13 protein-coding genes are annotated in these 21,160 nt (G+C 68.2%); 6 read left to right on the forward strand and 7 right to left on the reverse strand.

Annotation, left to right across the window (positions count from 1 at the left end; genetic code table 11):
- Positions 1 to 435: 435 nt before the first annotated feature.
- The 4 genes from ACWDUA_RS16895 to ACWDUA_RS16910 all read right to left on the reverse strand — a co-directional run bounded on the left by ACWDUA_RS16895 (position 436) and on the right by ACWDUA_RS16910 (position 10,144).
- A complete protein-coding gene (locus tag ACWDUA_RS16895) occupies positions 436 to 4,179 on the reverse strand; it encodes a multifunctional oxoglutarate decarboxylase/oxoglutarate dehydrogenase thiamine pyrophosphate-binding subunit/dihydrolipoyllysine-residue succinyltransferase subunit (RefSeq protein ID WP_449752245.1) in 3,744 nt (1,247 codons plus the stop codon).
- A gap of 258 nt (positions 4,180 to 4,437) precedes the next feature.
- Positions 4,438 to 8,370, reverse strand: coding sequence for an ABC transporter ATP-binding protein (locus tag ACWDUA_RS16900; RefSeq protein ID WP_449752158.1), 3,933 nt, complete (start codon positions 8,368 to 8,370; stop codon positions 4,438 to 4,440).
- Positions 8,367 to 9,092: a hypothetical protein gene (locus ACWDUA_RS16905; RefSeq protein WP_449752159.1), complete on the reverse strand. Its 726-nt coding sequence runs from the start codon at positions 9,090 to 9,092 to the stop codon at positions 8,367 to 8,369. The genes ACWDUA_RS16900 and ACWDUA_RS16905 overlap by 4 nt, the downstream gene beginning before the upstream one ends.
- Positions 9,089 to 10,144: a glutathione S-transferase family protein gene (locus tag ACWDUA_RS16910; RefSeq protein ID WP_449752160.1), complete on the reverse strand. Its 1,056-nt coding sequence runs from the start codon at positions 10,142 to 10,144 to the stop codon at positions 9,089 to 9,091. The genes ACWDUA_RS16905 and ACWDUA_RS16910 overlap by 4 nt, the downstream gene beginning before the upstream one ends.
- A 143-nt stretch (positions 10,145 to 10,287) precedes the next feature.
- Here ACWDUA_RS16910 and ACWDUA_RS16915 point away from each other — a divergent pair, with 143 nt between their 5' ends.
- Together ACWDUA_RS16915 and ACWDUA_RS16920 are read left to right on the forward strand one after the other, a co-directional pair.
- Complete coding sequence (locus tag ACWDUA_RS16915) at positions 10,288 to 10,899, forward strand: helix-turn-helix transcriptional regulator (RefSeq protein ID WP_449752246.1); 612 nt, start codon at positions 10,288 to 10,290, stop codon at positions 10,897 to 10,899.
- Positions 10,900 to 10,903: 4 nt separating this feature from the next.
- The gene (locus ACWDUA_RS16920) at positions 10,904 to 12,412 is read left to right on the forward strand and encodes an MFS transporter (protein WP_449752161.1); all 1,509 of its coding nucleotides are present in this window, start codon (positions 10,904 to 10,906) and stop codon (positions 12,410 to 12,412) included.
- Positions 12,413 to 12,418: 6 nt separating this feature from the next.
- Here the strand turns inward: ACWDUA_RS16920 and ACWDUA_RS16925 are convergent, their stop codons facing one another.
- The 3 genes from ACWDUA_RS16925 to ACWDUA_RS16935 all read right to left on the reverse strand — a co-directional run bounded on the left by ACWDUA_RS16925 (position 12,419) and on the right by ACWDUA_RS16935 (position 15,406).
- Entirely contained in the window at positions 12,419 to 13,891 is a 1,473-nt protein-coding gene (locus ACWDUA_RS16925; RefSeq protein ID WP_449752162.1) for an NAD(P)/FAD-dependent oxidoreductase, read from the reverse strand.
- 70 nt (positions 13,892 to 13,961) lie between these two features.
- Complete coding sequence (locus ACWDUA_RS16930) at positions 13,962 to 14,459, reverse strand: hypothetical protein (RefSeq protein ID WP_449752163.1); 498 nt, start codon at positions 14,457 to 14,459, stop codon at positions 13,962 to 13,964.
- 107 nt (positions 14,460 to 14,566) lie between these two features.
- A complete protein-coding gene (locus tag ACWDUA_RS16935) occupies positions 14,567 to 15,406 on the reverse strand; it encodes an IclR family transcriptional regulator (RefSeq protein ID WP_449752164.1) in 840 nt (279 codons plus the stop codon).
- Positions 15,407 to 15,759: 353 nt separating this feature from the next.
- On the opposite strand from ACWDUA_RS16935, the gene ACWDUA_RS16940 reads away from it, so the two are divergent.
- From ACWDUA_RS16940 to ACWDUA_RS16955, 4 genes are all read left to right on the forward strand, one after another.
- A complete protein-coding gene (locus ACWDUA_RS16940) occupies positions 15,760 to 16,659 on the forward strand; it encodes an alpha/beta fold hydrolase (RefSeq protein ID WP_449752165.1) in 900 nt (299 codons plus the stop codon).
- Between the two features lie 205 nt (positions 16,660 to 16,864).
- Positions 16,865 to 17,497 carry a TetR/AcrR family transcriptional regulator gene (locus ACWDUA_RS16945; protein ID WP_449752166.1) on the forward strand — a complete coding sequence of 211 codons (633 nt, stop codon included), beginning with the start codon at positions 16,865 to 16,867 and terminating at the stop codon, positions 17,495 to 17,497.
- A gap of 75 nt (positions 17,498 to 17,572) precedes the next feature.
- Positions 17,573 to 19,021, forward strand: a complete 1,449-nt coding sequence (locus tag ACWDUA_RS16950) for an aldehyde dehydrogenase family protein (RefSeq protein WP_449752167.1) — start codon at positions 17,573 to 17,575, stop codon at positions 19,019 to 19,021.
- A 102-nt stretch (positions 19,022 to 19,123) separates the two neighbouring features.
- A complete protein-coding gene (locus ACWDUA_RS16955) occupies positions 19,124 to 21,052 on the forward strand; it encodes a primary-amine oxidase (protein WP_449752168.1) in 1,929 nt (642 codons plus the stop codon).
- Positions 21,053 to 21,160 lie beyond the last annotated feature (108 nt).

Raw genomic sequence — 21,160 nt, forward strand, 5'->3', positions numbered from 1 at the left:
CGGGTCCTCGCGATGCTCGGTCCCGGCTCAATCATCAAGTGCGGGTTGGTGGTTGAGCCGATGAGGAGCGGAGCGACGAGGCGTGTGGAAACCTCTGTCGGTCGGGTTGCGGGCGTTGACTCGGGTCCTCGCGATGCTCGGTCCCGGCTCAATCATCAAGTGCGGGTTGGTGGTTGAGCCGATGAGGAGCGGAGCGACGAGGCGTGTGGAAACCTCCGCAAGTACGGGTTGATGGTTGAGCCGATGAGGAGCGGAGCGACGAGGCGTGTCGAAACCTCCGCCGGCCGACGTCGGATGGTGAGCACCTCGGAGGTGGCGCCACACCTTCGGTGAGTGAACTGTCGAGGAGCGTAGGGCTGAACCCCCTTGAATCCGACGGCAGAACGGGCGGGGCAAGCGAATCGCCTGCCCCGCCCGTTCTCGTCAGTGAACGTCTCAGATGTCCGTCGGCGCGAAGGCCCCGTCGATGATCTCCTGCTGCTCGACGGCGTGCACCTTGCTGGAGCCCGACGACGGTGCCGACATCGGGCGGCGCGACAGGCGACGCAGTCCCTTGAGCAGGTCCGGCAGCAGCTCGGGCAGCCACAGACCCAAGAACGGCCACGGACCCTGGTTGGCCGGCTCCTCCTGGACCCACACGTAATCGGTCGCGTTCGGGTACTGCTCGAGAGTGGCGCGTAGGCGTCGGTGCGGCACCGGGTACAGCTGCTCGACGCGGACGATCGCGATGTCCTCGCGGCCCTCCTTCTCACGGCGGGCATCGAGCTCGTAGTACAGCTTGCCGCTCACCAGGAGCACACGCTTGACCTTGTCGCGGTCGGCGGTGCCCTTCTCGAAGCTCGGGTCGTCGATGACCGACCGGAACTTGTCGTCGGTGAAGTCCGACAGCGGGCTGACGGCGGCCTTGTTGCGCAGCATCGACTTCGGGGTGAAGACGATCAGCGGGCGGCTGATGCCGTCGAGCACATGCCGACGCAGCAGGTGGAAATAGCTGGCCGGGGTGGACGGCAGCGCCACGGTCATCGATCCCTCGGCACACAGCTGCAGGAACCGCTCGATGCGGCCCGAGGTGTGGTCGGGGCCCTGGCCCTCGTGGCCGTGCGGCAGCAGCAGCACCACGTCGGAGAGCTGACCCCACTTGGCCTCGCCGGAGCTGATGAACTCGTCGATCACCGACTGTGCGCCGTTGACGAAGTCACCGAACTGGCCTTCCCACAACACCAGCGCGTCCGGGTTGCCCACCGAGTAGCCGTACTCGAAGCCGACCACCGCGTACTCGCTCAGCGGCGAGTCGTACACGCGGAACAGGCCCATCGACTCCTCGTCGCCGTCGATCGGCTGCAGGTGGTTGAGCGGGGTGTACTCCGACCCGCTGTCCCGATCGATCAGGACCGAGTGGCGCTGGGTGAAGGTGCCGCGACGCGAGTCCTGACCGGACAGGCGCACGGTGCGGCCTTCGAGGACCAGCGAACCGAAGGCGAGCAGTTCGGCGAACGCCCAGTCGACGCCACCCTCCCGCGACATCTCCAGACGGCGCTTGAGGACCGGCTTGACACGCGGGTGCGGGGTGAATCCCTCCGGGGTGTTGCCGAAGGCGTTGCCGATCGTCTCCAGCACCGTCTTGTCGACGGCGGTGACCAGCTTGGTCGGCAGCGCCTGGTCGGCCTCGACCGACTCACTGGGCTCCGGATGGTACTTCTCGAGTTCCTTGACCTCGTTGAACACCCGCTCGAGCTGGCCCTGGTAGTCGCGCAGGGCGTCCTCGGCCTCCTTGGTGGAGATGTCACCACGACCGATCAGGGCTTCGGTGTAGGACTTACGGACACCGCGCTTGGTGTCGATCACGTCGTACATCGCCGGCTGGGTCATCGACGGATCGTCGCCCTCGTTGTGTCCGCGGCGGCGGAAGCAGACGAGGTCGATCACGACGTCCTTGCGGAAGGCCTCGCGGTAGTCGACGGCGAGCTTGGCGGCCCAGACGCAGGCCTCCGGGTCGTCGCCGTTGACGTGGAAGATCGGCGCGCCGATCATCTTCGCGACGTCGGTGCAGTACTCGGTGGAGCGCGAGTGCTCAGGTGCGGTGGTGAACCCGACCTGGTTGTTCACCACGATGTGCACGGTGCCGCCGGTGCGGTAGCCGGGCAGCATCGCCATGTTCAGGGTCTCGGCCACGACACCCTGGCCGGCGAATGCGGCGTCGCCGTGCAGCATCAGCGCGAGGATCTTGAACTGATCCTCCTCGTCGAGCAGGTCCTGCTTGGCGCGGACCAGACCCTCGAGCACCGGGTCGACGGCCTCGAGGTGGCTCGGGTTGGCGGTCAGCGACACGTTGATCTCGTTGTCGCCGAACATCTGGTAGTACTTGCCCTCGGCGCCGAGGTGGTACTTCACATCACCCGAACCGTGCGCCTGCGACGGGTTCAGATTGCCCTCGAACTCGGTGAAGATCTTCGAGTACGGCTTGCCGACGATATTGGCGAGAACATTGAGGCGCCCGCGGTGCGGCATGCCGATGACGACCTCGTGCAGCTTGTGCTCGGCGCCCTGGTCGATCACGGCGTCCATCATCGGGATCACCGACTCGGCGCCTTCGAGCGAGAAGCGCTTCTGGCCGACGTACTTGGTCTGCAGGAAGGTCTCGAACGCCTCGGCCGCGTTCAGCTTGCTCAGGATGTACTTCTGCTCGGCCACCGGCGGCTTGACGTGCTTGATCTCGACCCGCTCCTGCAGCCACTTCTGCTGCTCCGGCTCGAGGATGTGGGTGTACTCCACACCGACGTGGCGGCAGTAGGCGTCGCGGAGGATCGACAGGACGTCGCGCAGCTTCATCTTGTCCTGGCCGTGGAAGCCGCCGACGTTGAAAGTGCGGTCGAGGTCCCACAGGGTCAGGCCGTAGGTGAGGACGTCGAGGTCGGGATGGCTCTTGCGCGCATCGCTGTCCATCATCAGCGGATCGATGTCGGCCATCAGGTGACCGCGGCTGCGGTATGCGGCGATCAACTCGAGCACGCGGGTCGACTTGTCGACCAGTCCGGCGGGGACGTCCCGGCGCCAGCGGACCGGCTCGTAGGGGACGTGGAAGGCGGTGAAGATCTCGTCGTAGAACGCGTCGTCGAGCAGGAGGTGGTGGATGGTGCGCAAGAAGTCGCCCGACTCCGCGCCCTGGATGATCCGGTGATCGTAGGTCGAGGTGAGGGTCATCAGCTTGCCCACGCCCAGCTCGGCGAGCTGCTCGTCGCTGGCGCCCTGGAACTCGGCCGGGTACTCCATCGCGCCGGCGCCGATGATCGCGCCCTGGCCCTTCATCAGGCGTGGCACCGAGTGCACGGTGCCGATGGTGCCCGGGTTGGTCAGCGAGACGGTGACACCGGCGAAGTCCTCGGCGGTGAGCTTGCCGTCACGGGCACGGCGGACGATGTCCTGGTATGCGGTGTAGAACTCCGCGAAGCCCATCGACTCGCAGCTCTTGATGGCGGCGACGACGAGCGTGCGGTTGCCGTCCTTGCCGACCAGGTCGATGGCCAGACCGAGGTTGGTGTGGGCGGGGGTCACCACATTGGGCTTACCGTCGACCTCGGCGAAGTGACGGTTCATGTTCGGGAACGACTTGATCGCCTGGACGATCGCGAATCCGAGGATGTGGGTGAAGCTGATCTTGCCGCCACGGGTTCGCGACAGGTGGTTGTTCACCACGATGCGGTTGTCGATCATCAGCTTCGCCGGCACCGCGCGCACGCTGGTCGCGGTCGGGATCTGCAGCGACGCCGCCATGTTCTTGGCGATGGCGGCGGCCGGTCCGCGGAGCACCGCAGTGGTGTCCTCGGTCACGCCCGGGGTGGTGGTCGGGGCCTTGGCCTTGGCGGTCTGTGAACGGGCCGAGCCGTCGCGGCTGGCGACGCTCTGGCCGGAGGCGGCCTTGGTGGCCGACGACTCCCGGGCCGGGGCCTTGCGGGTGGCGGTGTGCGGGGCGGGACCCTGGTCGAGGGTGACCGGGCGAGACTTCTTCGGCTCGGCGGGGGCGGACGGAGTGGTGGACGGCTTGGTGCCGTTGGTGCTTGCCGCGGGGGCGGGGGTGGAACCCGGTGCGGTGGCGCCGCTGCCGCCGGGCTTGTAAGTCTTCAGGAGGTCATGCCAACTCGGATCCACCGAGTTCGGATCCTTCAAATACTGCTGGTACATTTCCTCGACCAGCCATTCGTTTTGCCCGAAGTCGGTTTCGGATGTCGAACTGCTCACAGCGGTTTCTCGCCTCAATTCCCTCTGGTGCCGGGTCGCCAACTCACGCCGAAAGTCTCTTGTGAAGACAAGTCGTGAACCACCTGAAGATGGTACGCGTCCGACGTCTGGTCCGCGGCGGGCAGTCCTCCCAGCCGTCCACTGCGATGGAGATCACTGCGCGCCGCGCCGTCCGCGCGGGTGCCGAGGCCGTCGACCACCTCATCGGGTGGGGTCCTCGGCCCACGACCGACCGCCCGTGCCGGGATCGACACCTGCATCCCAGAACGCGCGGTACCTTCCACCCAACGTGATCAGCTCGTCGTGTGTTCCCGACTCGACGATCCGGCCGTCGTCGACCACCATGATCCGATCGGCGCGGGCCGCTGTCGCCAGCCGGTGCGCGACGATCACCGAGGTGCGCCGGCGGGTCACCGCGGCCCCCGCGGCCAGCACCGTCGCCTCGGTCGCCTGATCGAGGGTGGCGGTCGCCTCGTCGAGCAACAGCAGATCGGGTTCGACCAGTTCGGCGCGCGCCAGGGCGATCAGCTGCCGCTGCCCCGAGGACAGGCCCTGCCCGCGTTCGCCGACGGGATGACGCATGCCGCCGTCGAGTCCGGCGATCATCGAGGTGGCCCCGACCGACGCCGCCGCCGCCGTGATCGCGTCCCGATCCGCGTCGGGCCTGCCGTAGGCGATGTTGTCGGCGACAGTACCGGTGAACAGATGTGGTTCCTGCGGGACCAGGCCGATGTGCCGGCGGTATCCCTCGAGGGTCAGCTCGCGGATGTCGGTGCCGTCCATCCGCACCGAACCGGTGGTCGGGTCGTAGAAGCGGGCGAGGAGTTTGACGATGGTCGACTTGCCCGCGCCGGTCCGGCCGACCAGGGCCAGCGATGAACCGGGCGGGATGTGCAGATCCACCCCCGACAGCGCGTCTCGTGCCGCGCCGGAGTAGCGGAAGCCGACGCCGTCGAGTTCGGCGTCGCCGAGGAATCGGGTGGCACCGGGATCGCGGGCGTCGGGGCGCACCGCGACGGTGGTCTCGGTCCGCAGCAGATCCCCGATCCGGCGCAGGCCGACCGCGGCCTGCTGGTAGCCGTCGAACACCTGCGACAGCTGCTGGACCGGACCGAACAGCAGCGACAGATACAACAGGAAGGCGATCAGCGTGCCCGCCGACAACGAGCTCGTCGCGATCTGGTGGGCGCCGATCGCGATCGCGACCGCGGCCGCGAGGTCACTCATCAGTGTGATGAACGGGAAGTAGATCGAGATCGCGCGCTGGGAGGTCATCCGGGCCGCCACCCAGTCGCGGGTGCGTGCGGTGAACCGGTACAGGGCGACGTCGGTGTTGTCGTAGGCCTGGGTGGTCTTGAGTCCGGCGATGTTCTCCTGGAAGTCGGCGTTCACGGTGCTGATGAGTTCGCGGGATCGGGTGTAGGCGCGCGCGGCGATCCGCCGGAAGATCACGGTCGCGGCGATCATGATCGGAAACACCGGCAGGACGAGCATCCCGAGGTCGAAGCTGGTCACCAACAGTGCTGCGGTGACGCCGACCAGGGTGAGCACGGCGACGATCGCGGTCGACAACCCGGTCTGCAGGAACGTCGAGAGCGCGTCGACGTCGGTGGTCATCCGGGTCATGATGCGGCCGGACAGTTCGCGCTCGTAGAAGTCGAGGCCGAGCCGTTGGAGATGCGCGTAGCTGCGGATTCGCAGGCCGAACAACACCCGTTCACCCGCACGGGTCGAGTACAGCGTCATCGCCGCGGTGGCGACCCAGCCGATCGCCACGGTCACCAGGCCGATGCCGGTCGCGATGAGCAGTGTGCGTTCGTCGGAGCGGGTGGCGGCGTCGATCACCGTGCGGGCCAGTCCTGGGAACACCAGTCCGGTGAGGGTGTCCACGGTGATGGCCACGATCGCGACCGCCATCAGCAGACGTACCGGGAGCAGCAGCGCCCACAGCGAGAACCGTGGGTTGTCGGCGCGCATGGCCGCGACGTCGACCTGCGGGTCCTCGTCGGCGGGGGGCAGGGCCTCGACCGCGGCGAGTACCCGGGGTGTGGCCGGCATCGAACCGAGCGCACCGGACACCCCGCCTCCGCGTCCACCGCGTCCACCACCCGCACCACCCGCCGGTGTCGGAGTGGCGCGGGAGATCCGCTCGGGGGCGTCGGGAACCTCGTCGGGCCACAGTGCCCGTTCCAGTTCGGCGGTGGGTTCCAGGGTGACCGGCACCTGCGGCTGCTCGGGGCGGCCCGGCGAGAGGAGGGTCCGGAACTGCGGGCAGCGGGCGTCGAGTTCGGCGACGGTCCCGATGTCGACCAGCCGCCCCTCGTCGAGGACGGCCACGCGGTCGGCGAGCATCAGCGTCGACCGGCGATGCGCGAGCACCAGCATGGTCGGCCTGGTTGTTGTGGTGGTTGCATGGACCCCGTTCACACCGGTCGTCGGCGAGGCGGCCGGGCCGGTGTTGCGCAGCCCGCGCAGGATGCGGCCCTCGGTGGCGGCGTCGACGGCCGACGTGGCGTCGTCGAGGATCAGGACGCGGGGCCGCGCGTAGAGCGCGCGGGCCAGCGCGATCCGCTGGCGTTGCCCGCCGGACAGGGTGAGACCGCGTTCGCCGACGACGGTGTCGAAGCCGTCGGGCAGCGCTTCGATGAACTCCAGGGCGTCGGCGGCCTCCGCGGCGGCCCGCAACCGGGGGTCGGCGGCGGCGGTACCCGGTTCGCGGGGTTCGCCGAGTGCGATGTTGATCGCGATGGTGTCGGAGTAGAGGAACGGCTCGTCGAACACCACGCTCACCGCGCCACGCAGTGCGGCGGGCGAGAGGTCGCGGAGGGGATGTGCCCGCGGCGAGCCGGTTGCACCGGTTGCGGGTTCGATGAGGGCGATCTGCCCGGCATCCGGGCGCCGATACCGGGCCACCAGGTCGGCCAGCGTCGACTTCCCCGACCCGGGCGGCCCGACCACGGCCACGCATTCACCCGGCGCGATCTGCAGGTCTATGCCGTCGAGGACGGTGCGTCCGTCGTGGGCGAGGCCGACGTCGGTGAGGTCCACCCCGAGCGGCCCGTCGGGGAGTGTGCCGGTGGCGGTCTCGTCGGGGTCGGTCGGTGCGTCGATGACGTCGTAGACACGTTCGACGGCGGCCCGGGCCAGCTGACCGCTGACCACGAGGTTGGTCAGGAGCCGGGCGAGGGCGGTCATCGACGTGACATAGGTGGCGAAGGCCAGGAAGGTGCCCGCGGTGATGGTGCCGTGCAGCGTCAGGTATCCGCCGACGGCGATCACCGCGACCATCCCGAGTTGCGGGATGGCGGCCATGGTGGGTGCGAAACGGGCATTGATCTTCCCGGCGCGCAGCCGCTTTCCGAACAGGTCGCGCCCGAGCCCGACGAGCTCGTCGACCGCGCGGGACTCCTGGCCGAACCCCTTGACCACGCGGACACCGGTGACGGTCTCCTCGACGTGCTGGGCGACGTCGGCGGCCGCCTGCTGCGCCGACCAGGTCGCGGCGAAGAGCCGACGACGGTTGCGCACCACCGACAAGGCGACCAGCGGCAGGATGGCCAGGGCGATCAGGGTGAGCAGGGGTGACAGGTAGGCCATGATGCCCAGCGCGATCACCACCTGCACCGCGGCGCCCGCCGACAACGGGACCATCGCGAGCAGGCCCTGCACGATCTGCAGGTCCGAGATCGAGCGGGACACGATCTGACCGGTGCGGATCTGTCCCTGGCCGGCTCCGTCGAGATGAAGGATCGTGTGCAACAGCCGCAGCCGCAGCGAGTTCTGGACCTCCACCGACAACCGGCCCGCGGTCAGGCGCCGCCCGAACTGGCAGGCATAGCGCACCAGCGCGAGTCCGATCAGCAGCGTGACGATCGCCGAGATGGTCAGTCCGGTACTCGCCACATCCGGGTGGGTGGCGCGGTCGAGGGCGGCCTTGGACAGCAGCGGTGCCACCAGGTCGACGGCCACCGCGATCAGGGTGACGGTCAGGGTGATCGCCACCAGCCGTCGGTGGTGCCGGCAGTCTGCGGCGAGCCGGCGCAGCCAGCCGGTGGTCGGTGGTGCGGTGTCGCCGTCGGGGTCGCGGGCGACTCGGACCTCGGTGGTCCGGGTGTCCGGAAGGGACCGGGTCACTTCTTCCCGGTCGGCAGCCCCGGTTCGGTGATCACGGAGCCGTCGATCGTCCAGTGCGCCGGAGCCGGGCCGAATGCCTCACGGGCGTTGGCGATCACGCGTTTGCCGAGCGCTCGATTCCCGGCGCCGCCGATCACCGCACCGATACCGGCCGGCAGTACCCGCCCGATCAGCACGGGTGCACGTTTGAACGCGTACTTCTTGGCGACCCGGTTGACGAGTGTCCGGTTCAGTGAGGTGAACGATCCGCCGGGGACCGCCGCCCCACCGAGCCGGCGCAGCGCACCGCCCTGCGTACCGACCACCTTGCCGAGCCGGGCCAGACCTTCCTCGCCGAGGGCCACGGTCAGCACCAGAGTCTTGCGACGTTCCACCTCGTGCACACCGATGCCGTGCACCTCGGCGACGGCCAATGCGAGCAGCGCCGACGCCTCCAGGAACAGGGCGGTCTCGCCGGTCACCGCGCCGAGGGCGGTGAGCGTTCCCACCCCGGGGATGGCCGCGGTGGCACCGACGGCGCTGCCCGATCCGGTGACCGTGGTGAGGTAGCGCTTCTCGAGTCGGGTGATGATCTGCGCGGGGGACTCGTCGGGGTACTTGTCGCGCAGTGCGCGCACGTACTTCGCGACGGCGGGTGCCTGCAGGCGCTGCGCCTTGTCGAGCAGGTTGCCGGTGACCTGGACCGTCTTGGACGACGGGGCAGACGATTCCTGAGCGCTCATGCGGTGGGGACCCAGTTCTGTGCGGGCACGATCTCGACGGGTCGTGGCGGGGGTGGGGGTGTGCCGTCTCCGAACGGAGAACCGCCGAGTTCCTGACGGTGATGCGGGGTCAGCCAGTTGCGCAGGTCGGGGCCCAGCGGGACGACGCCGGTCGGGTTGATGTCGCGGTGGACGATGTAATAGTGCTGCTTGATCTGGGCGAAGTCGGTGGTGTCGCCGAAGCCCGGGGTCTGGAACAGGTCACGCGCATAGGCCCACAGGACAGGCATCTCCGACAGCTTCGTGCGGTTGCACTTGAAATGGCCGTGATAGACCGCGTCGAAGCGGGCCAGGGTGGTGAACAGCCGGATGTCGGCCTCGGTGATCGTGTCGCCCACCAGGTACCGCCGGGTCGACAGGCGTTCGGAGAGTTCGTCGAGCTTGGTGAACAGCCGCACGTAGGCCTTGTCGTAGGCCTCCTGGCTGCCGGCGAATCCGCAGCGGTAGACCCCGTTGTTGACCTCGGTGTAGACGCCCTGGGCGACCTCGTCGATCTCGGCGCGCAGGTGTTCGGGGTAGAGCTCGGGGGCGCCGGGCCGGTGGAACTCGGTCCACTCCAGCTCGAAGTCGATGGTGATCTGCGGAAAGTCGTTGGTGACCACCTCCCCGGTCGCGACCTCGACAACGGCCGGGACGGTGATGCCCTTGGGGTAGCCGGGGAATCGCTTCTCGTAGGCGTCCTTCAGTCGGGGGATGCCCAGCACCGGGTCGACGCCGCCCGGGTCGAGATCGAATGTCCACGAGTCGGCGTCGTGGGTGGGGCCGCACAGGCCCAGCGAGATGGCGTCCTCGAGACCGAGGAGGCGACGGACGATCAGCGTGCGGTTGGCCCATGGGCAGGCGCGGGCGGCCACGAGCCGGTAGCGGCCCGCCTCGACGGGGTACCCGTCGCGGCCGTCGCGGGTGATCCGCGTGGTGATGTACTGCGTGTCGCGGACGAACTCCTGGCCACCGGTGACATAGACGCCCTGGCCGGTGGGTGTCTCGTCGCGGGTGTTGGTGTCATGGGCCATGCGTTCCACAGTAGTGAAGGAATCCGACACATGGCCGGATCCGTGGGGCCACTTGGCGCAGCTTCTTCGGAGCGGTATATTCCACATGGAATATTTCGTTTGGAGCAAGGGGGTGTCGTGTGAGCAGGCGACCGCTGGCGCCGATGGCGATCCTGGTCCTCGGGCTCGTGGGCGAGCGTCCGATGCATCCGTACGAGATGGTCCAGACCGCCCTCGAACGCAAGGAGGACCGGCTCGCGCGGTTCCGCCCCGGGACGCTGTATCACGCCGTCGACCGGCTCGCCGCCGACGGACTGATCGAGGTCCACGAGATCCGGCGTGAGGGCAACCGGCCCGAACGCACCGTCTATGCGATCACCCAGGCGGGCATCACGGCCCTCGCCGAGGGCCTGGAACTCGTCCTGGGACGACACCCCGTCGAGTACCCCGAGTTGTATCTCGCCCTGGCCGAGGCGCATGCGTTGCCGCGTGAGCGCGTCATCGAACTCCTCGCGCTCCGGGTGGACGCCATGCGTGCCGACCTCGGCGATGCGGTCGACTCCATCGAACAGGTGCGGGCGCAGGGGAAGCCCGAGATGTTCGTCCTCGACGGCGGCTGCCGGATCGCCACCCTGCGTGCGCAGGTCGAGTGGGTGGAGGACCTGCTCACCCGACTGCGTGAGGGCACCATCGAGTGGCTCGACGACCCCGGTTCTCCCTATTCCCAACCACATTCGCCTTCCGAGGCCGAACGGCCCGCGAACCAGAAAGCCTGAACCCATGACCTTGCCCACCTTCGCGCCGGTGACCAACCGGCCCTGGTTGTCGCTCATGGCGTTGTGCGTCGGATTCTTCATGATCCTCGTCGACGTGACCATCGTCGCCGTCGCGCAGCCCCAGATCCAGGTGGCCCTGCACACCGATGTCAACGGCGTCGTCTGGGTCACCAGCGCCTATCTGCTGACCTACGCCGTCCCCCTGCTGATCACCGGTCGACTCGGTGACAAATTCGGACCCAAGCGCGTCTACCAGGTGGGCCTGCTGGTCTTCACCGCGGCGAGTGTGTGGTGCGGATTCTCCACGAGCATCGGCGAACTCATCGCCGCCCGCGCCGTCCAGGGCGTCGGTGCGGCCTTGATCACCCCGCAGACGATGGCGCTGATCACGCGCATCTTCCCGCCGGAGAAGCGCGGCGCGGCGATGGGTGTGTGGGGGACCGTCGCCGGCGTGGCGACTCTGGTCGGCCCGCTGCTCGGCGGGGTGCTCACCGACTCCCTGGGTTGGGAGTGGATCTTCTTCGTGAACCTGCCGGTCGGCATCATCGGCCTGGTCCTGGCCGCCACCCTGGTGCCCGACGTCGAGACCCATGACCACCACTTCGACTGGATCGGTGTGGTGCTGTCGGCGGTCGGCCTGTTCGCCATCGTGTTCGGCATCCAGGAGGGCGAGACCTACAACTGGTCCGGCTGGATCTGGGCGCTGATCGTCGGCGGTGCGGCCGTGATGATCCTGTTCGTCTACTGGCAGGCCAGGATGCGCAACGAACCGCTGGTGCCCCTGTCGCTCTTCCGGGATCGCAACTTCACCCTGTCCAACCTCGGCATCGCCTCGATGGGCTTCGCGATCTCCGGACTGATGATCCCCACCATGTTCTTCCTGCAGCTCGTCGGCGGGATGTCGCCGACCCGCTCGGCGTTGATGATGGTGCCGCAGGCCCTGCTCACCGGCATTCTGGCGCCGATCGTCGGTCGGGTCCTCGACCGCACGCATCCGAGCGCGATCATCGCGAGTGCCCTCCTGCTGCAGGCGATCTCGGTGGGCTGGCTCGGACTCATCACCCGGCCCGACACACCGGTGTGGGAGCTGATCATCCCGCTGTGCCTGATGGGCGTCTCGTCGGCCGGTATCTGGGCACCGCTGGCGGCCACCGCGACCCGCAACCTGCCCTGGTATCAGGCCGGCGCCGGTGCCGGCGTGTACAACACCACGCGGATGATCGGTTCGGTCATCGGTGCGGCAGCGGTCGGCGCGATCATGCAGACCAGGCTGGCCGCGGAACTTCCCGGGGTGGACACCACCGAACACTCCGACACCGTCGGGCAGCTGCCGGCGATGATCCGCGAACCGTTCGCGACGGCCTTGGGACAGTCCCTGTACCTGCCGGCGCTGGTGCTGTTCGTCGGGGCGATCGCCACCCTGTTCCTCAAACGACCCGCGCACCAGTCGGCGCCCGGGTCCGCGGCCGGCCGGCTCGCGGAGGGAGAGGTCGAGGAGGCGGGCGCTGCCTGACGGCCGTCAGATGAATTCGCGGAGGACCGGTTTCGAACCGTCGTGGAATCGGCTGAACCGGAAGGGTGTGGGGTCGACCGACGGTGTCTTCTCCGCGATGAGTTCGGCGGCCAGCTTCCCCGCACCCGGTCCGAGTGCGAACCCCTGGGCGGTGTGCCCGGCGTTGACGAACAGCCCGGGGATCTCGGGGATCTCCGACACCACCGAGGTCGAGTCCGGGGTGGCCTCGATGACCCCACCCCAGCGTTCGACGACGCGAGCCGAGCGGAGACCGGGATAGAACTCCCGCACATTCGCGATCGTCGCATCGACCTCCTTGCGCAGGGATCGTGCGGTGAGGACCCGACCCGTCTCGAAGGGGCTGATCTCGTCGTTGCGCCAACGCCGCGGCCGGCGCAGCGACGCGGGCAGGTCGCTGCCGGCGACCACGGTGAGAATTCTCGGCCCCGGGGCGCGCACCGTCTGCACCATCGACGGGAAGAACGCCCGGGCGACCGCGAGACTGTCGGCGACGATCGGGGCCGCGTGCTTGGCCACACCGATCGTGTAGGAGCCGTCGAGCTGCTCACGCCAGGCGATCGGGCCGCCGGCTCCGGCACCCGGTCCCGCGGTCCCTCCACCGCCGAGGCGGACCAGCGGCGACGCGATCAGCTGCGACGGATAGTCCACGCCGAGGTTGCCGAGGAACAGTCGGGTCCATGCACCCGTGGCGACCACGACGCGAGGTGTACGCACCTCACCGCGTTCGGTGACGACGCTGTGCACGGCACCGCCTGCCGTCTCGATCCCGCGCACCGCCACCGGTGCGAACACCGACACGCCCTCCGCGCGGGCGCCCTGCGCGATCAGCGGCACCGCATGGGTCGGTTCGGCGGTGCCGTCGGAGGGGTGGTGGAGGGCGGCGACGAAACGTGCGCTCGCACCGGGGATCACCGCATCCAGTTCGGCGCCCCGGATCACCCGGGCGTCGATGTCGTCGGGGAAATGTTCGGTGGCATGTGCCAGCCACCCGCCGAGTTCGTCGACCTCCGGCTCGCCCTCGAGCAGCAAGGTGTTGCCGCTGCGGCGGGCGGTGATGTCGAACCCGAATCGGTCGGCATAGCCGAACCACTGGCGTTTCGCCTCGACGGCGAGCGGGAGTTTGTCCGGATGGAAGCCACTGGTGTACACCCATCCGAAGTTGCGGCCGGAGGCCTCGGCACCCACCTGTCCCTTCTCGAACACGACGGTCTGCAGACCCAGTTCGTTGAGGTGGAGGGCGGTGGTGATCCCCGCGATACCGGCCCCGATCACGACGACGTCGGCCTGTTGGGGGATCTGGTCGAGCGGGTCGGTCTCGACGGAGATGGTGCGGGGGAGTTCGGATTCCACCAGCCATCGGTCCTGGGATCCGATGGCCAGGCCCGCGATACCGCCCGCCACCGCGCCGGCGAGGCCGATACCGGTCCGGCGCATCAGGGTGCGTCGTAGCTGTGACATGAAGTGGGTCAACTCCTTTGCGTGGTGGATGTGCGCGGGGAGGCCGGCGACCCCGGCCTCGTGCGGTCGGTCATCCTTCGGGTAACACCCAGCCCGCGATGGTGCAACGGGTGGGGTGACCGGTGTGCCGGAGCTCGTCGACGATCTCCTCGCGCAGCCGGTCGATGTCGGGGATATGAGGGGCGACGACGAGCAGACCGCGGGCGATGCCGATCAGGCGGAGGTCGATCGCCAGGCTCGCCACCGACCGTGCCGCGTCCAGGACCTGGACGCCGGTGCCGCTGTCGGACCGGCTGCGGTGGGGTGTGACGGCCAGCGCCTGCAGCACCGGGACCACGGGGTGCCCGTCCGGTGTCGTGGCCGGAAGTCGGTGGGAACGGCGCTGTGCCGCAGCGAGATCGGCGCAGTCCAGGATGACCGGACTCTCCCGGTCCGGGGCAGGTGGCCGCGCGTCCGGTCGAAAGGCGACCGGGGTGCGGGTCACCGCGATGAAGAACCCGTCATGCGGCGAGTGGAGGGCGCGGCCGGTGGTGTCGACCGAAAGCTGTTGTGCTGCTGCGGCAGACATCGGTACCTCCTCGAATGGATGGACATCGGCGTGTGCAGTCTGCGCCGGTCTGCACGGGTTTCCCATCGCGGGGTTCGATCACCGGACCGGCGTTCGGGCCGGTTCGGTCACGAGACCAGGCGGCCGTTGTCGGCCGCCCACTCCCGGTCGGCTCGGGCGAGCCCACCGGTGATGTCGCGAGACGCCGCCCACAGTGCGTGCAGGACCTGCTGATCGTCCTTGCGGTCGGCCGACATGGTGATCGAGATCGCCGCCACCAACTGGGTGGTGCCGTGGGCGAAGACCGGGACGGCGACCGTCTTGAAGCCGGGGACGAGACGGTGCTCCTCCTCGGCGTGACGCCGGTCGCGGATCTGTGTCAGATGCCGGTCGAGCTCGTCCTCGGTGCGGACGCCGAATCCGCCGAGTACCTCGTCGGTGGCCCGGACCCTGTGTGTGAGGGCTCCGTAGGCCAGAAAGAGATGGCCGGACGCCGTCCGATGGTTGGGGACCCGTGAACCGACCGCGGCGAGCAGTCGCATCTCTCGTCGGCCGCTCAGTCGTTCCAGGTATACGCAGTCGTCGCCCTGCGGCACGGCCAGGTGTGCGACACCGCGGGTGCCGGTGCGCAGGTCCATGAGCGCCGGGCGTGCGACCGCCCGGAGCTGGGCAGGGCCCGGCACGAGCTGGCCGAGTTCGAAGATGCGCCAGCCGAGCTGGTATCCGTCGCCGCTCCGGTCGAGGAGACCGAGGGTGGCCAGTTCGACGGCCAGGCGATGTGCGGACGCCTTGGGTACCCCCGATCGCCTGCTCAGTTCGGTGAGTCCCATGGTGGCCGGACCGGAGTGGAACGCCGCCAGCAACAGGTGGGCCTTGCCGAGTACGGAGACGGGGTATCCCGTCCGTGCCGTGAGGTCGACAGTGTCGGTCGCCGACAGGGTGCCGGACTGGTCGGTGATCAGAGTCATTGCCTTGACCTCTTTCGTTGTCCATTTGGAAAACATGGCGGATGGCAGGAAGTCTGGACGCGGCGTGTTGCCGCCATCCGTTCTCCTTGTTAACGGCATGCAACGTTGTCCATCTGGACAACGAGAGTAGTGACGGGGATTCGGTCACGGGCGGTTTTCGGTCGACGACGTTCTCGGTCGTTTGCGTACGGTGTGGCCGGCGCGCCGGACCACGACCGGTCACGGGCCCGTTCGGATGTGGCGTTCGCCGCGACATGTGCCGGTCCGGTTCGGTCACCGAACCCGGATGTGGATGACGGTGGAAGCGGGGGATGTGATGGGACGCGATCTGCCCACCGAGTCGAGGAGTGTCCATGATCGAGGTTCCCGACCGTCACGATGCACCGGACCCGGCCGCGTCGCCCGTCCGATACGCGTACGTCGACACACCGTTGGGTCTGCTTCACTACGCCGAGGCGGGCGAAGGGTCCACGGTTCTGCTCCTGCACCAGACGCCGCGATCCTGCGACGAGTACCGGGAGGTGCTGCCGCTGCTCGCACGTGGACGCCGCGTGATCGCCATGGACATGTACGGATTCGGGATGTCGGCCAAACCGCCGGCGGGGACACCCCAGACCATCGAGCAGTACGCCGCCGGGGCGATCGCGCTGCTCGATGCGCTGGGGGTGGACCGGTTCGCCGTCGTCGGTCACCACACCGGGATGTTCGTCGCCTCCGAGGTCGCCGCGGCCACACCGGAGCGGGTCACCGCCACGGTGCTCTCCGGTGCCGAGTACGCCGACGCCGGGTTCCGCGACGGTGTCGTTCGGGAGATGACGGGTGCCGCGGCCGCCGCAGATCCACACGGCCCCGACGGACCGGTCGACGTCGCCCGGGTTCGAGACGACGGGTCACACCTGATCACGTTGTGGGCCAAGCGATCCCTCATGTACCCGGAAGGCCGGCCGGACATCCTCAACCGGTACATCCGCGATGCGCTCGCCCCCGGCGTGGATCCGGCCGAGGGGCACCTCGCGTGCGGTCGATATCGCATGGAGGAGCGCGTCGGACTGGTGACGGCACCGATCCTGGTGCTTGCGAGCACCGACGATCCGGTGTCCTATCCGCACCGAGACCGGGTCGCCGCCGCATACCCGCACGCCAAGTCGGTCGAGGTCGTCGAGATCGACGGTGGAATGATCCCGGTGATGGAGCAGAAGGCGGCCGAGGTGGTCGCGGCCATGGACGCCTTCTTCGGTTCCGTCGGGGTCTGAGGCCGGGTTCCGAGACAGATCCCGCCCGGAGAGGTCGGGTCGTGACATGCCCGCGGGCCACGGTCGCGCCACCACACCGCCCCGCCGCGCCCACCGGGGTGAGCAGGAATCCGTACTGTAGTGGCCATCGGGCATGCCGGTGACCATCGGGCATGCCGGGTGGCGAACGGATGTCGATGAGCAGTAGTGAGTGGGGGAGGACGACATGGCGCATGCTTCCGCGACGGCGGCAGGTGGCCCCGCGGACGGCCCGGTCGAGGAGGCGGTGGGCGACCCGGAAACGCGAATCCGCCTGCTCGATGCGGCGATCCACATCGCCAGCACCCGGGGCCTCGACAAGGTGACGTATCGGTCGGTGGCCGCGCAGGCCGGGTTGTCCCACAGTCTCGTCCGCTTCTACTTCGGCTCCGGGGACGCCATGATCACCCAGGCACTCGAACGTGCCGCGCACCTCGACGTCGCGGAGGGGCCGATCCGCGCCGACAGCATCGACGAGTTCGGCAGCGACTTCATGAACACCGTCTCCGGGGAACGCAACCGGGCGATGCTGCAGTACGACTACCTGCTTCGAGGGGTCCGTGGCGGCGTGCCGATCGAACGGGTCGTCGCCGTGTACGACATCTACATCGGGGAGGTCGCGGCCACGCTGGAAAACGTGGGGATCGACGATCCCGACGGATCGATCGCAGCGATGATCCTCGGGGCGACCGACGGCCTGATCCTGCAGCACGCGATCTACGGCTCCGGCGAGCGGGCCGAGGCCGTGCTCGACAAGATCCGCCTGGTGCTCCGGTTGCTCGTTCAGGCAGGCGGGCAGGAGTCTCCGACGGTTCGGTGACCGGACCGGATACGTGCCCCTCGGGCAGAGGGCGTGGGACGTTCTACCCACCCCATGACCTGAAGGAGACTGTCCATGGCCGCCAGCACACTACTCATCGGTGAGCACTGGGTCGACGCATCGACCGACGCGACCGGCACGACCATCAACCCGGCGACGGGCGAGGCGATCGGTACTTATGCCGAGGCCGGGGCCGCGGATGTCGATGCCGCCGTGGCGGCGGCGCGGACCGGCTTCGAGTCCGACGCCTGGCAGTCGATGACCCCCGATGCCCGCGGCAAGATCCTCTGGCGGGTCGCCGAACTCATCGAGGAGAACGCCGAGGAACTCGCAACGATCGAGACGACCGATCAGGGACAGCCCATCTCGGTCAGCCGAAGTGTATCGATTCCGTTGGCGGCGCAGACATTTCGTTACTACGCGGGCTGGTCGACCAAGCTGGAGGGCAAGGTCTCGCCGGTATCGATCCCCGGGCAGTTCACCTATCAGGTGCGCCGGCCGCTCGGCGTCGCCGGGTTGATCACACCGTGGAACTTCCCGCTCGACATCGCCGCCTGGAAGCTGGCCCCGGCGTTGGCGACCGGCAACGCGGCTGTGCTCAAACCCGCAGAGCAGACTCCGATGTCGACGGTGCGGCTCGTCGAGCTGGTGCTCGAGGCAGGGATTCCCGCCGGGGTGGTGAACCTGCTCACCGGCGGTCCGGAGGTCGGCAAGGCGCTGGTCGCACACGGCGGTGTCGACAAGATCTCGTTCACCGGTTCCACCGCGGTCGGTCAGGAGATCGTCCGGGCCTCTGCGGACACCCTCAAGCGCGTCGGACTCGAACTCGGCGGCAAGGCGCCGAGCATCATCGCTGCGGATGCCGACATCGACGCCGCGGTGATCGGCAACCTGCACGGCGCACTGTTCAACACCGGTCAGGCATGCGGTGCGTTCACCCGGTTCTTCGTCCACCGATCCCGGGCCGACGAGTTCGTGACGAAGATCGCCGCTGCGGCCGACGCCTTGCCGATCGGTCCCGGCGCGGACCCCGGCACCGTGGTGGGGCCGCTGGTGTCGGCCGAGCACCTTGCCCGCGTCGACGGGTATGTCGCGGCCGGACGGGCCCAGGGTGCCGAACTCGTCACCGGCGGTGAACGTGTCGCCGGTGAGCTCGAGCGCGGATTCTTCTATCGGCCCACCGTTTTCACAGAAGTCACCGACGACATGACGATCGCTCGCGAGGAGATCTTCGGTCCGGTGCTCTCGATCATGCCCTACGACGACCTGGACGAGGCCGTCGCCCGGGCCAACAACACCGACTACGGCCTGGCCGCCGTGGTGTGGACCCGCGACCTCACGACCGCGCACTCGCTGCCCATGCGCATCCACGCGGGGACCGTCCTGGTCAACCAGCTGCCGCTGATCGACCCGGGCGCACCCTGGGGAGGGTTCGGCAAGAGCGGCTGGGGCCGTGAGATGGGTGCCTACTCGCTCGACGAGTACACCGAATCCCAGTCCGTCTTCATCAATCTGAACGACTGACCGCACCACAGATCGATCGACTCGGCCACGCCCGAGGCGGTGACGCCACCCCGCCGGGCGCCGGCGTCGTCACCGAACGGCACGTCCGGAAAAGGAACCCACATGCACAGCGCACTCTTCGACGCATTGACCGCCGACGAGATCCGGACCGTCTCCACCTTGGTCCGCAAAGACGGAATCGGAGGCGACCGTCCGGGTTTCGGTGCGGTCTTCACCCAGGAGCCGGACAAGGCGCGGCTTCGATCGGGGCAGCGGGTCACCCGCCAGGCGCGGGCGTTGGTGCTCGATCGCACCTCCGCGGCCACCTTCGACGTACTCGTGGACCTCGACGAGGAGACGATCGTGTCCGCGAACCGGCTCACCGACGGCGGTGCGCAGATGCTCGACGAGGAGATCGGGATCATCGACGAGCTGGTCAAGAGTGATCAGCGGTTCGTCGATGCCGTTGCGCTGCGCGGGATCACCGATCTGGAGCTGATCCAGCTCGACCCGTTCGGCGTCGGGAATCGTGCCGACCTCGACCTGGCCGGACGTCGAATCTGGGCATGCGTCACCTACTTCCGACACTTCCCGGAGGACAACGCCTACGCCCACGTCGTCGAAGGCGTGATCGCCCTGGTCGACACCGTCAAGCGTGAAGTGGTCGCGATCGAGGACCATGGCGTCAAGCCGATGAACCCGATGTGTGACAACTACACCGCCGAGCACAACCAGCCGTTGCGCGACGACATCAAGCCGCTGGAGATCACCCAGCCCGAGGGTGTGGGGTTCACTCTGAACGGCCCCGAGATGCAGTGGCAGAAATGGCGTTTCCGCATCAACATGCATCCGTTGGACGGCCTTGTGCTCTCCGGGGTGGAGTACCTCGACGGCGACCGATACCGCTCGGTGATGCACCGCGGGTCGCTCGCCGAGATGATGGTGCCCTACGGCATTCCCGAGGCCGCCCACCATTTCCGCAGTGCCTTCGACGCCGGCGAGTACGGTCTGGGCAAGATGGCGAACTCTCTCCTGTTGGGCTGTGACTGCCTCGGTGAGATCACCTACCTCGATGCCGTGATGGCCGACGACAGCGGGAATCCGAAGACCGTGAAGAACGCGATCTGCATCCACGAGGAGGACGCCGGAATCCTGTGGAAGCACACCGACTGGGTGACCGGGAAGGTCGACGTCCGCAGGTCCCGCAAGCTCGTCGTCAGCTTCATCGCGACGGTCGGCAACTACCACTATGGCTTCTACTGGAACTTCTTCCAGGACGGTCACATCGAGATCGACACCAAGCTCCTCGGTATCGTCCAGACCATCTCGACCGAACCCGGTGAGGTGCCCGCGCATGCGACACCGGTCGCCCAGAATCTTGCGGCCACCTACCACCAGCATCTGTTCTCCTTCCGGCTCGACATGGAGGTCGACGGCTGGCAGAACACCGTCTACCAGAACGACGTCGACGCCACCCCGGTCGGCGACGCCAACCCCTACGGCAACGCGATCACCGTGACCAAGACGCTGATCGCGCGGGAGCAGGACGGGGCGGGGCTCACCAATCCGCAGACCGCACGCACCTGGGCGGTGGTGAATCCCCACCGGACCAACAGGTGGGGTGTTCCGGTGGGCTACAAGCTCGTGCCGGGTTGGGCGTCGGACACCCTGATCGCGCAGGAGCCCTCGCTGATGGTCAAGCGTGCCGGGTTCGCCACCAGGAACATCTGGGTCACCCCGTATTCACCCGACGAGATGCACTCGGCCGGTGATCATCCCAACGCCGATCGGTCGGGAGCCGGACTGCCGGAATGGACCTCGGCCAATCGTGTCGTGGAGAACGCCGACGTCGTGCTGTGGCACACGGTCGGGGTCACGCACATTCCGCGGTCGGAGGACTGGCCGGTGATGCCGACCGAGGTCGCGAGTTTCATGCTCCTGCCGAACAACTTCTTCGACAAGAACCCGGCCCTCGACGTGCCCGATCTCAGCGGGGGGCACTGTGCCTCTGGAGGCTGCCCGCATTGTCCTCCGGGCCGGTGCACGTGCTGATGATCATCCGGGTCGGGTGACCGGTTCCGTCCTGATCGGCACGGCACCCGGACGGTAAGCAGGTGACGAGTCCCGGTCGGTCCATCTGATCGCCGCAACCATTCGCGA

It is taken from the genome of Gordonia sp. NPDC003376 (genome assembly GCF_053589235.1).

Bases quoted from the DNA above. Each gene is read 5' to 3' on its own strand.
- ACWDUA_RS16925 (WP_449752162.1), bottom strand. From the start codon at position 13,891: ATGTCACAGCTACGACGCACCCTGATGCGCCGGACCGGTATCGGCCTC.
- ACWDUA_RS16945 (WP_449752166.1), top strand. From the start codon at position 16,865: ATGGCGCATGCTTCCGCGACGGCGGCAGGTGGCCCCGCGGACGGCCCG.
- ACWDUA_RS16915 (WP_449752246.1), top strand. From the start codon at position 10,288: ATGGCGATCCTGGTCCTCGGGCTCGTGGGCGAGCGTCCGATGCATCCG.
- ACWDUA_RS16940 (WP_449752165.1), top strand. From the start codon at position 15,760: ATGATCGAGGTTCCCGACCGTCACGATGCACCGGACCCGGCCGCGTCG.
- ACWDUA_RS16930 (WP_449752163.1), bottom strand. From the start codon at position 14,459: ATGTCTGCCGCAGCAGCACAACAGCTTTCGGTCGACACCACCGGCCGC.
- ACWDUA_RS16905 (WP_449752159.1), bottom strand. From the start codon at position 9,092: ATGAGCGCTCAGGAATCGTCTGCCCCGTCGTCCAAGACGGTCCAGGTC.
- ACWDUA_RS16955 (WP_449752168.1), top strand. From the start codon at position 19,124: ATGCACAGCGCACTCTTCGACGCATTGACCGCCGACGAGATCCGGACC.
- ACWDUA_RS16950 (WP_449752167.1), top strand. From the start codon at position 17,573: ATGGCCGCCAGCACACTACTCATCGGTGAGCACTGGGTCGACGCATCG.
- ACWDUA_RS16895 (WP_449752245.1), bottom strand. From the start codon at position 4,179: ATGTACCAGCAGTATTTGAAGGATCCGAACTCGGTGGATCCGAGTTGG.
- ACWDUA_RS16910 (WP_449752160.1), bottom strand. From the start codon at position 10,144: ATGGCCCATGACACCAACACCCGCGACGAGACACCCACCGGCCAGGGC.
- ACWDUA_RS16920 (WP_449752161.1), top strand. From the start codon at position 10,904: ATGACCTTGCCCACCTTCGCGCCGGTGACCAACCGGCCCTGGTTGTCG.
- ACWDUA_RS16935 (WP_449752164.1), bottom strand. From the start codon at position 15,406: ATGACTCTGATCACCGACCAGTCCGGCACCCTGTCGGCGACCGACACT.